Genomic DNA, 13,376 nt, shown 5'->3' with positions numbered 1-13,376 from the left:
TAGGAGTCTAATTTAGAGACACCTGAAAACCCCTATATTAACTAGACCTAATCGACAAACCACATCTTTCATTAGTTTTACATCAGCTTTTACTTTTCTTCTCAACAAAAGTTCGATTCGAAAAACACCAATATCTATTTTTGATTTATCACCATATCAGGTAATCAATTCTTACTTTTTTTGTAATATTATAAAACAATTTTTTCCCTATGAGAAATAGCTTTAAAAGTAATATGGTCTTAAAATATGCTTTTAAATTCAGGAGATATACCTCTAAATTTTACCGTACCATTTATACTGAACTTAGAAAACACAGTACTTTGAAACACAGTTTAGAAATTTCAAACCCTAAACAAAATCTAACTTTATCTTTGTTGATTGGCTTCTTCTTCTTTATTCAAGGTTTGCAGGCTCAAAACTTTGAAGATATAGCGATAACAGGGGTTATAAGTGGTAATAATACTGATAATGCTTTGTTTAGTGCTACTTCTCCAACTATACCTTCTTTAACATTTGTGAGGGCTCAAAGACTTTCAGGCAATCAAGCAGGCTTTTTTACTCAAAGTGGTGATAATATTGTTTATCGTCATACTAATGATGGTATAGGTCCCCAAAATATACCTGACAACTTCAGTCTAATCCGGTTGAGTTTTTTAGAGGCCGATGGTACGACATTAATACCTGTAAATGATTTTCGATTTGTTATCAATGATATTGATGGCCCCGATAATGAAGGTTTGGCAACAAATTGCGAATCTGGAGTAAGATTTACCGCCACAGAAGTAACTACCAATTTAATAGTGGATGACACGCCACCCGATTTAAGTGCAATAGGTACTGTACAAGAAAGTAATGGCCCTGAAAGCAATGTCATGTTCGAATACAATGATGTTAATTTTGTTGAATATATTAATTACGCAGATGACGGTTTTCTGAAAGTATTTGATTTGAACCAAAACGACTTTGCAATTACCACACCAGGGTTTTCGGTGTGCAGCAAAGATTCAGATGGTGACGGTATCGGTGATGATGTTGATATCGACGACGACGACGACGGCATACTTGATGTAGTAGAATCGAATGGTAACGACCCAAATGGTGATGCCGATGGCGACGGTCTACCCAATTATTTAGATACACAAGACAATAGTGGTGATGGAATACCACAATACGATTCCAATGCCGATGGATCTACAACCGATTATACCGATATAAATTCTGACGGAGTACCTGATATTTATGAAGCCAGTCAAGATGATGATGATCTGCCCAATCATTTAGATTTAGATTCTGATGGAGATGGCATACCTGACAATATCGAAGCTCAGAATGCCACTGGTTATATCGCTCCTTTTGGAATGGATTCCGATCTTGACGGATTGGATGACGCCTATGAGTTCTCTGGTGGCATAAACCCAATCAATACCGATGGTTTACAGGCCAATGCAGATTCTGTTCCTGATTTTATAGATTTAGATAGTGATAACGACGGGGTACCCGACACAGTTGAAGCCTATGATACTGATGGTGATAATGTAGCCGATACGATACCCGCGAACTCAGACACCGATAAAGATGGTATTGATGATAATTTCGATTTGAATGCTAATGGATATACCGATCGGCCCGACGCGGCAACTAATAACGGTCAAACCGCTAGTTCTTTTCCAGATGATGATAATCCAGGCGGCAATCGTGATTGGAGAGATGCTAGAGATACCGATAATGATGGTATTCAAGACCATGAAGACCCAGACGATGATAACGATGGTATTCTTGATTTAGCCGAGCACAACGGCAACGACCCTTTTGGAGATGAAGATGGTGATGGAACTCAAAATTATATCGATAACAAGCAAGATTTTGGTAGTATGGGAGACGGCTCTATTACCGATTATACCGACTCTAACAATGATGGTATTCCTGATGCATATGATTTCGATGATGACGGAATTCCGAATCATTTAGATCTTGATAGTGATAATGATGGTATTCCAGACAACATTGAAGCCCAATCGACATCGGGCTATATTGCACCCAATAACGATGCTGCCTCAAATGGTGGTGTTGATTCCGCTTACAGCGGAGGACTCACTGCAGTAAATACCGACAATGCTGATAATCCTGATTATTTAGACTTGGATTCGGATAATGATGGTGAAACCGACACTACGGAAGCTGGACTATCATTAAATGGAGTTGTAGGTATAAACGGTTTAGATAGTAATAGTGAAACTGTTGATGATTTTTCAGATATAAACGGAAATTTTGACAATACTCAAGAAGATAACTTTCCAGATGCTGATTCAGATGTAGGCGCTGGCGGTGATGTTGATTATAGAGATTTAACCGTGCCGACCATTAATAACCTTTCTACTAATGACAATACCCCAAGTTTAACCGGAACCCATGATTCCGATGCCGTACTTACAGTTATGGTAAATGGTACAAGTTATACCGAAGGGGATGGAAATCTGACCGATAACGGTGATGGAACTTGGGTTCTCAATGTACCGGCTACACTTGGTGAAGGAACTTACGATATTACTGCTTCCTCCAATTTAGGGCCTCTAAACAAGACTGATACCACTACTAATGAACTAGTTATAGATACGACTGCCCCGCTTATCGCAATAGATACGATTGCGGGCGACGACATCATCAACGCACTTGAGGACGATAGTCCCGTTGCCATATCGGGAACCACCGATGCCGAGGACGGACAGATAGTTTCCGTGGTGCTCAACGGTAACACCTATACCGCCACGGTGGCAAGCGGCACCTGGAGCCTTGACGTTCCCCCCGCCGATGCACAGGCACTGGACGACAACGAGACCGTCACCGCGGATGTCAGCGATGCCAGCGGCAACCCCGCCGTACAGGCGACTAGGGATATCGAACATGACGACGTACCTCCTGCCCTGACCATCGATACGATAGCGGGCGACGATATCATCAACGCACTTGAGGACGACAGTCCCGTCACCATATCGGGTACCACCGATGCCGAGGACGGACAGATAGTTTCCGTAGTGCTCAACGGCAACACCTATACCGCCACAGTGGCCACAGGTGCGTGGAGCCTGAACGTTCCGCCGGCCGATGCACAGGCACTGGACGACAACGAGACCGTGACCGCCGATGTCAGCGATGCCAGCGGCAACCCCGCCGTACAGGCGACAAGAAATATCGAACATGACGACGTACCTCCTGCCCTGACCATCGATACGATTGCGGGCGACGATATCATCAACGCACTTGAGGACGACAGCCCCGTTGCCATATCGGGAACCACCGATGCCGAGGACGGACAGATAGTTTCCGTGGTGCTCAACGGCAACACCTATACCGCCACGGTGGCCACAGGCGCGTGGAGCCTGAACGTTCCGCCCGCAGATGCACAGGCACTGGACGACAACGAGACCGTGACCGCCGATGTCAGCGATACCAGCGGCAACCCCGCCGTACAGGCGACTAGGGATATCGAACATGACACGACTCCTCCAATAATCGTAATAGATACACCTATAGAAAATGATGGCTTGATTAATGCCGATGAAGATGGAGATGTAACTATAAGCGGTACGACCGATGCCGAGGACGGACAAGTAGTTACCGTAACCCTATCCGATGGCACAAATAGTATTATCACTACGGCAACGGTAATGGGTAATACATGGACCGCCTCCGATGCTGATATCTCGACCTTGACCAACGGACCCATCACAGTGGATGCTGATGTATCGGACACAGCCGGAAACCCGGCCAATGACCAACAGACCGTAATCTTAGACAATGCTGCGCCAAATGCACCCCAAATTGTAGATTTATCAGATGATTCAGCAGATGATACAGATAACATTACAGCTGACAATACATTAATATTCACCGGAACTGCGGAACCGGACAGTGAGGTGGAGCTTTTCCTTAACGGAACAAGTATAGGTACTATTACTACGGACAATCTGGGTAATTGGAGTTTTGACCATACGAGTACAGTTTTACCTGATGGAGACTATACACTAACGGCAATAACAACAGACGCTGCAGGTAATATCTCACCAACATCCGCAGACTTTGACTTTACCGTTGATACCGAAGAACCAACAGTAGATAGTTTTTCAACGGATGATATTACACCGATTCTAACGGGTCAAAGTGCTCCGAACACCATAGTGAATATCGAAATTGATATCGATGCCGATGGAACGCCAGACGCCACATATGTTGCAACATCAGATGCTTCCGGAAATTGGAATTTAGATATCGAAACGGCTACCCCTGAATCAGGAAGCTTACCAACATTCTCAGACGGTTCTGTACTTGATGTTACCGTCATTGATGTTGCTGGAAATTCAGGTACTGGTACCATAGACATTTCAGTAGACAGCGACAACGATGGCCTGACCGACAATGAAGAAACTGCCTTGGGCACAGACCCCAATAATTCTGATACCGATGGCGATGGAAGAAGTGATGGCCAAGAGGCCAATATTGACAATACCGACCCATTAGATGATTGTAGTTCCATAGATGGCACCCCTCTCACTACAAGCGATTGTGATAGCGACGGACTTACAAATCAAGAAGAAGCTGATTTAGGAACCGATCCTAACAATGCTGATTCCGATGATGATGGATTAAATGATGGAGAGGAAGTAGGTATCGGTACCGATCCCAATAACCCTGACAGTGATGGAGATAATATTACCGATGGTCAAGAAGTGCTGGATGCCACGGATCCGTTGGACGACTGCGATTCTGTCGATGGTACTCCATTAAGCGATAGTGACTGTGATGCCGATGGATTGACCTACAGTGAAGAATTGGCCTTAGGTACTGATCCTGACAATGCCGATACCGATGGGGATCGTATTTCCGATAGCCAAGAGATATCGGATAACACCAACCCGTTAGACGGGTGTAACTCAAAAGGGGGCACACCTCCCGACGGTTTACCCTGCGATATTGAAATTGAGACCGATTTGGTTAGTCCAGAAATCAATGATGGTATCTTTCAAATTACCAATATCGAATCTTTCCCGAACAATACGGTTCGTATATATAACCGATGGGGAGTGTTGGTCTTCGATACAAATGGCTATGACAATGGCAACAATTCATTCAGAGGGCTTTCAACAGGCCGAGCAACAATTAATGTGAATGAAGAGCTTCCTGTCGGGGTGTATTTCTATACTATAGACTACATGATCGACGGAGATGCCAAAGTTAAAAATGGATACCTTTACATTAACAGATAAAAACGAACCCTACTTATATACCCAATAAATATATCATGAAAAAATTCCTATTAACCTTTCTTCTAGTTGCTTCATTCTCGGGCGTAGTGGCACAGCAAGATGCTCAGTACACACAGTACATGTATAACACCATGGCCGTTAATCCCGCTTATGCTGGCTCTAGGGGAGTATTTAGCATCGCAGGCTTACATCGATCTCAATGGATCGGATTGGATGGAGCCCCCAAGACCCAGACCTTAAATTTTCATACACCCGTCTCCGAACGGGTAGGAATCGGATTGTCTATAGTTAACGATGAAATAGGTAACGGAACCAATCAAGAAACCTATTTTGATGGAGTTTTCTCATACACCATACCCCTATCAAGAACCGCCAAACTATCTTTTGGAGTAAAGGCCAGTGCTCATCTTTTGAATGTTGATTTTAATAAATTGGCGAACTATAATAACGAGGCATCTTCAATCGGCTTAAGCAATATAGACCGAAAGTTTTCACCAAATTTCGGAGCAGGAGTCTATTACCATACCGATGATTTTTACCTTGGCCTCTCGGTTCCCAATTTTTTGAAAACTAGACATTTCGACGATTCTTCATCGAGCACCTCATTTTTAGCCGAAGAACGCATGAATTTTTACTTGATTACAGGTTATGTTTTCGATATCCACCCGAGGTGGAAATTCAAACCAGCAGCCCTTTTAAAAGCAGTTAGTGGTGCGCCGTTACAAGCCGATATTTCCGCAAACTTTCTATACAACGATAAGTTTACCCTAGGTGCCGCTTACAGATGGGACGCAGCGGTAAGCGCCCTCTTTGGGTTTCAATTGAGTGACCAGTTCATGGTAGGTTTGGCCTATGACCGTGAAGTAACCGAATTGGGAGGTACTAGATTTAACGATGGATCTTTCGAAATTATGTTGCGATATGAATTCTTGACTCGATATAAGCGAGTGCTTACACCTAGGTTTTTCTAAAAAAATGTCATGATAAAAAAAACAACAATACTTCTCGGCATAACCTTAATTACCTCTTTGACAGCATACTCTCAGTCCAAAAAAGTAGAAAAGGCTGAAAGCGAATTTGATAAATACGCATATCAAAGTGCTATTGAAAGCTATGAAGACCTAGTGGCCGATGGTTTTAATGATGAGGAAATCTTTAAAAACTTAGGTAATGCAAATTACTTGAACGCACAATATGAAGAAGCTTCATCATGGTACAGCAAACTCTTCATGATAGAAAATGCCGAAATAGAAACAGAATACATGTATCGATATGCTCAATCTTTAAAGTCAACCGGGGAGTATACCGCTGCAGATACGTGGATGAAAAAATTTGACTCGGCCCAAGGAGATGATGTGCGGGCTAAAAAATTTGCGAACCAACAAGACTACTTAAATAAAATCGAAAACTTATCAGGGCGGTATGATATACAGAATATATCTATTAACTCTCCCGAATCTGATTTCGCCCCTTCCCTATTCGGAAAAAATCTTGTTTTTTCTACGGCAAGGGATACGGGTACAACTTCTAGAAATATTCATGAGTGGACAAATCGTTCTTTCCTTAATCTGTATAGAGCTGGTATAAATGACAATGGCACTTTTTCATCGGCTTCAAAACTACCAAAGACGATGAATAAGAAAACTCATGAATCGTCAACCAGCTTTACCAAAGATGGCTCCGTTGTCTATTTCACAAGAAATAATTCTCAGAATGGTAAATTCGCTAGAGATGAAAAAGGGGTCAGTCGATTAAAAATTTATCGTGCCGATATTGACGGAGAGGAATGGACAAATATTCAAGAACTTCCATTTAATAGCGACTCCTATTCTACAGCCCACCCTTCTTTGAGCGCTGATGAAACCAAACTTTATTTTGCGTCTGACATGGAGGGCAGCATCGGAGCATCGGATATTTTCGTTGTAGACATTAATGGTGATGGCACCTATGGTTCACCTAAAAATATGGGAGATATAATTAATACGGAGGCTAGAGAAACCTTCCCCTTTATATCACAGAATAATGTGCTCTATTTTGCTTCCGACGGACATCCTGGTTTAGGAGGTCTCGATATTTTTGCAGTTCAAGTAGAGAACGATGAAACATCCGAAGTACTGAATATTGGTAAACCTGTGAACAGCGAACAAGATGATTTCTCCTTTATTATTAATGAAAATTCAGGTATTGGTTTTTTCGCATCGAACCGCGCAGGTGGTCAAGGTGGTGATGATATCTACTCCCTGCAAGAAAATGTTCCTCTTGATTTTAGTTGCAGCACCGTTGTAAGTGGCACAATTAAAGGAGAAGATGGTTTTAATGCACTAAGTGATGCAAGGGTTTCCATTATGAATAGCAAAAATGAAGTCGTTGCTACAACCACTTCTGATGAAAATGGTAATTTTACATTAGATGGAAATTGCGAAGATGGAGAATACAAACTAATTGCCTCAAAATCAGATTACGACGATGTAGAAAAAATGTTCGCTACGGTAAATTCTGGCGATATAAACGATATAAAGATTGTACTCAAAAAATCCATAAAACAAGCTCCGAAGGGCACCAATTTGATTGTTTTCTTAAATTTAAGACCTATCTATTTTGATTTGGACAAAGATATTATCAGACCCGATGCCTCTGATACTATGCAGAAGGTGATAGATTATATGAAGCAATTTGCAACTGTAAAAGTTCAGGTACAGTCACATACTGATTCTAAAGCTAGCACCGCCTACAATAAAAACCTATCGGAAAGGCGAGCTAAGAATACGGTTACCTATCTTGTCGCGAACGGAATTGAAGAATCGCGCATTACAGGAAAAGGATTTGGAGAATCGCAACTAACTAACGATTGTAAATCGAGAGAATCATGCCCTGATGAAAGACATCAAGAAAATCGAAGATCCGAGTTTATTGTCATCGAGTAAAGAACAGAGAAACCGCCTAAAGGCGGTTTTTTTGTTTCCCTACATGGCCTAATAAACTTTCATTTAGTCCATATTATGCTATCTCAAAATTTAACCAATCTACATCTTATTAGGCATATACATCGACTTTTAAGACCTATACAACATATACTTTGCTATACTGTACACGCCCGCTAAATTTACATTACAACGTTGTAAGTATCTATCTGACCTAACCGTTTTATAGAAGGCTTTTAAAAATACATTCCCTATTGGCGAATTGTTTTAGAATTTTTATCGGGGCATTACTGCTTCTGCTAGGCCATTTTGGTTTGGCCCAACAAACTACCCACTGGACCTCTGTTTCGCCATCGGTATGGCAATCCATTACCGACGATGGACTAGTACGGGTAGAATGTAGGGTAACCAGTGGTGTATCAATACTTGGCAACGAGACCATGGGCTGTACCGACGCCTCTACCTATAGCAACCCAGCAGTGTTTGGAAGTCCGTCATTAGAAATCGAAGCCAGTTCGACCACCGACGGCACCCTAGAATTTGTATTCTTTGACGCCGTTACCGGTAATCCCGTACATATCGTAAACCCCGTTCTACATGCCGATAAAGTAGGCACTTTTGAACTGCTCACCATTATACCCCTCTTTGGCGATGCGGCCACGGCCAATTTCAATTTGACCAATGGCACTTGGACAGAGTTAAGCTCTAACGGACCAATTTTTCAATCCACATTAAATCAATTTAATATTGATGATGAAACTTTATTAATTGGAGGTGGTGGAGAATGTGGCAATGGTACCAATACCGGCTCAGGAGGCGGTAGCATGCAACTCAACAATATACTGCAGTCGATAAATATGGATGTAGAGCTAACAGGCGGCTTACTCGGTCTAGCTACGGCTTCAGATGATGTTGAATTCGTTCTTACCAACCTTATTATTGCCGACCCAAAGATTGAGGTGACCAAAACAGCTGTCGAAAACTTCACTGACCCAGTGAGTGTGGGCAATACCATTGATTACGTTATTGAAATCAGTAACACTGGAAATGTAACTATCGATAATATCGCACTATCGGATACCTTCACTGATGCCAACACCAATAATCTATCTCTTACAAGTGACCCCGCATTCTCAAACTCATCATTAGGTTCATCCGAGGGAACACTTTTACTAGGGGAAACAGCAACATATCTCGCAAATTTTGCTTTGAACAGTACTGCTGTGGAGGCCGGGGGAGTTATAAATCAAGTGCAAGCCCTCGGAGACAGTCCGTTTGGTGTTGATGATGTCTTTGACCTATCTGACGATGGCGTCGATACGGATGGAAATATAGAAAATGATCCAACAGAGAGTTTTTTTCCTGTTACCAATGATGACTCTGCCGATGTATGCGAAGTAGGCTCAGTTGATATCTATGTATTAGGTAATGATAACTTCGGAGGTAATGGGCCAGATTCAGGAACTATTTTCGTGGTTACTAATGCAAGTTCAGGTACGGCGACCATAAATGATAATGGTACACCCAATACTCCTACCGATGATTATATTACCTATGCTTCGGCTGCTGGTTTTACAGGCTCCGATAGTTTTACTTATGGAATAAGAGATACCAAGGGATATACCCAACATGCAACAGTAGTTATAACCGAACAACCGAATTCGGATGCAGGTACCGATGGAACGCTCACCATCTGTGAGGGGGAAACAGTGACCGAAGCACAACTGTTCGCGCAACTCGGGGGCACTCCCGATCCGGGCGGAACATGGTCCCCGGCGATGGCAGGGGCGGGAACCTATACCTATACCGTAGCGGCAACAACGCCGTGTACGGTAGACGACACGTCCGAGGTCATAGTCACCCAACAGGATCTGCCCGATGCAGGTACCGATGGGACATTGACCATTTGTGAAGGCCAGACCGTGACCGAAGCACAGCTGTTCGCTCAACTCGGGGGAACTCCCGATACGGGCGGAACATGGTCCCCGACAATGTCAGGTGCGGGAACCTATACCTATACCGTAGCGGCAACGGCACCTTGTACGGTCGAAGACACGTCCGAGGTAACGGTCACCCGACAGGACCTGCCCGATGCAGGTACCGATGGAACGCTCACAATCTGTGAGGGCGAGACCGTGACCGAAGCACAGCTGTTCGCTCAACTCGGGGGCACTCCCGATCCCGGTGGAACATGGTCCCCGGCGATGGCAGGGGCGGGAACCTATACCTACACCGTAACTGTATCATCACCGTGTACGGTAGACGACACGTCCGAGGTAACGGTCACCCGACAGGACCTGCCCGATGCCGGTACCGATGGGACATTGATTATCTGTGAGGGCCAGACCGTGACCGAAGCACAACTTTTCAGTCAACTTGGGGGCACTCCCGATTCCGGAGGAACATGGTCCCCGGCAATGGCGGGCGCGGGAACCTATACCTATACCGTAACTGCATCATCACCATGTATGGTAGACGACACGTCCGAGGTCATAGTCACCCGACAGGACCTGCCCGATGCCGGTACCGATGGGACATTGATTATCTGTGAGGGCCAGACCGTGACCGAAGCACAACTTTTCAGTCAACTCGGGGGCACTCCCGATCCCGGTGGAACATGGTCCCCGGCAATGGCAGGCGCGGGAACCTATACCTACACCGTAGCGGCAACGGCACCGTGTACGGTCGACGACACATCCGAGGTCATAGTTACCCGACAGGACCTGCCCGATGCAGGTACCGATGGGACGCTCACAATCTGTGAAGGCCAAACCATAACCGAAGCACAACTTTTTAGTCAACTTGGGGGCACTCCCGATTCCGGTGGAACATGGTCCCCGGCAATGGCGGGCGCGGGAACCTATACCTATACCGTAACGGCAACGGCACCTTGTACCGTAGACGACACGTCCGAGGTCATAGTTACCCGACAGGACCTGCCCGATGCAGGTACCGATGGGACCTTGATTATTTGTGAGGGGGAAACGGTGACCGAAGCACAACTTTTCAGTCAACTCGGGGGAACTCCCGATCCGGGCGGAACGTGGTCCCCGGCGATGGCGGGCGCCGGAACCTATACCTATACCGTAGCGGCAACGGCACCTTGTACGGTCGACGATACATCCGAGGTCATAGTTACCCGACAGGATTTGCCCGATGCCGGTACCGATGGGACATTGATTATCTGTGAGGGGGAAACAGTGACCGAAGCACAACTGTTCGCGCAACTCGGGGGCTCTCCCGATACGGGCGGAACATGGTCACCGGCGATGGCAGGGGCGGGAACCTATACCTATACCGTAACGGCAACATCGCCATGTACCGTTGACGACACGTCCGAGGTCATAGTCACCCGACAGGACCTGCCCGATGCAGGTACCGATGGGACATTGACCATCTGTGAAGGCCAAACAGTCAACGAAGCACAACTGTTCGCGCAACTCGGGGGCACTCCCGATACGGGCGGAACATGGTCCCCGGCAATGTCAGGTGCGGGAACCTATACCTATACCGTAACGGCAACGGCACCATGTACCGTTGACGACACGTCCGAGGTCATAGTCACCCGACAGGACCTGCCCGATGCAGGTACCGATGGGACATTGATTATCTGTGAAGGCGAGACCGTGACCGAAGCACAGCTTTTCAGTCAACTCGGGGGAACTCCGGATTCCGGTGGAACATGGTCCCCGGCAATGGCAGGTGCCGGAACCTATACCTATACCGTAACTGCATCATCACCATGTACGGTAGACGACACGTCCGAGGTCATAGTCACTCGACAGGACCTGCCCGATGCAGGTACCGATGGGACATTGACCATTTGTGAAGGCCAAACAGTCACCGAAGCACAGCTTTTCAGTCAACTCGGGGGAACTCCCGATACGGGCGGAACATGGTCCCCGACAATGGCAGGGGCGGGAACCTATACCTATACCGTAACGGCATCGGCACCTTGTACCGTAGACGACACGTCCGAGGTCATAGTCACCCGACAGGACCTGCCCGATGCAGGTACCGATGGAACGCTCACAATCTGTGAGGGCGAGACCGTGACCGAAGCACAGCTTTTCAGTCAACTCGGGGGAACTCCCGATACGGGCGGAACATGGTCCCCGGCAATGGCAGGCGCGGGAACCTATACCTATACTATTATAAGTAGTTCTTGTGAAGACGTATTTGCCACCGTGACGGTTACAGAAGAGATCCAACCCAATGCTGGAATGGATGCAACTATAACGATTTGCCCAAATTCTACAGTAACCGAAACACAACTTTTTTCTCTCTTGAATACCAATGACACTCGTGGCATTTGGAGCCCAAACCCTGATGGGGCGGGTGCCGGAATTTATTCATATAGTGTTGCCGGTAATATCTGTAACGGTCCTGATGTGGCAAGGGTTACCGTACTTATATCAAACTTAGATTCTGATGGTGACACTATTCTAGACTGCAATGAAAATGTGGATAGAACGGATCCTTTTAATGATTGTGAGTCGGTTGATGGCAAGCCAATAGCCACGAGCGACTGTGATGAAGATGAACTTACAGAAGAAGAGGAGAACTTATTGGGTACAGACCCTAGGAATCCAGATACCGATGGCGATGGAGTAATTGATGGGTATGAAATTAATGATATTACCGACCCCTTAGACCCTTGTGATTTTCTGTTGGTGAGTCAGACTTTAGAGCCCACGGATGAATGGAAGATGATGGATTGTGATATGGATGGCTTGACCAATGAACAGGAAATCGAAAGGAAAACCGACTTGACCAATCCCGATACTGATGGCGATACCATCAACGACGGACAGGAAGTTAACGATAACACCGACCCGCTTGACGCTTGTGATTCTATTGGTGGAACCGCTCCATCCAATATTTCATGCGAGTTGTTCGTTGAACTAGACCTAGTCAAACCAGGAGATATTCTCAATGGCTCGTTCGAAATCATTAACATAGACCGGTTCCCGGATAATACTGTCGAAATATATAATCGTTGGGGTATTCTAGTGTGGGAGACGACCGGTTACGACAACGAAAACAATGCCTTTGATGGCCTATCGAAAGGCAGAATTACCATTATGGAAAATCAAAAATTACCCTCAGGTGTTTATTTCTATGAGATAAAATATGTATCGGACGGGATGGATAAAGTCAAAAGTGGATACCTATACGTGATGCGCTAAATAAA

Annotated in this window: 4 protein-coding genes; all 4 read left to right on the top strand. The window is 45.3% G+C overall.

Features of this window, described 5'->3' with window-relative positions:
* Positions 1–209 precede the first annotated feature (209 nt).
* The 4 genes from IV512_RS14470 to IV512_RS14455 all read left to right on the top strand — a co-directional run bounded on the left by IV512_RS14470 (position 210) and on the right by IV512_RS14455 (position 13,371).
* Positions 210–5,261, top strand: a complete 5,052-nt coding sequence (locus IV512_RS14470; protein ID WP_209404581.1) for an Ig-like domain-containing protein — start codon at positions 210–212, stop codon at positions 5,259–5,261.
* 35 nt (positions 5,262–5,296) lie between these two features.
* A complete protein-coding gene (locus IV512_RS14465) occupies positions 5,297–6,232 on the top strand; it encodes a type IX secretion system membrane protein PorP/SprF (protein ID WP_209404579.1) in 936 nt (311 codons plus the stop codon).
* 9 nt (positions 6,233–6,241) lie between these two features.
* On the top strand, positions 6,242–8,185 hold the full coding sequence (locus IV512_RS14460) for an OmpA family protein (protein ID WP_209404577.1): 1,944 nt from the start codon (positions 6,242–6,244) through the stop codon (positions 8,183–8,185).
* Positions 8,186–8,436: 251 nt separating this feature from the next.
* The gene (locus IV512_RS14455; RefSeq protein WP_209404575.1) at positions 8,437–13,371 is read left to right on the top strand and encodes a gliding motility-associated C-terminal domain-containing protein; all 4,935 of its coding nucleotides are present in this window, start codon (positions 8,437–8,439) and stop codon (positions 13,369–13,371) included.
* The last annotated feature ends 5 nt before the right edge of the window (positions 13,372–13,376 follow it).

The sequence above is a fragment of the Pseudozobellia sp. WGM2 genome, from assembly GCF_017810075.1.
In the GTDB taxonomy this organism is placed as follows: domain Bacteria; phylum Bacteroidota; class Bacteroidia; order Flavobacteriales; family Flavobacteriaceae; genus JADNYK01.
The sequence above is the reverse complement of the archived record's forward strand: the minus strand, read 5'-3'. Positions and strand labels throughout refer to the sequence as shown.

Excerpts from the sequence above, each read along its gene's own strand:
- IV512_RS14470 (WP_209404581.1), top strand. The coding sequence starts at position 210 with ATGAGAAATAGCTTTAAAAGTAATATGGTCTTAAAATATGCTTTTAAA.
- IV512_RS14465 (WP_209404579.1), top strand. The coding sequence starts at position 5,297 with ATGAAAAAATTCCTATTAACCTTTCTTCTAGTTGCTTCATTCTCGGGC.
- IV512_RS14460 (WP_209404577.1), top strand. The coding sequence starts at position 6,242 with ATGATAAAAAAAACAACAATACTTCTCGGCATAACCTTAATTACCTCT.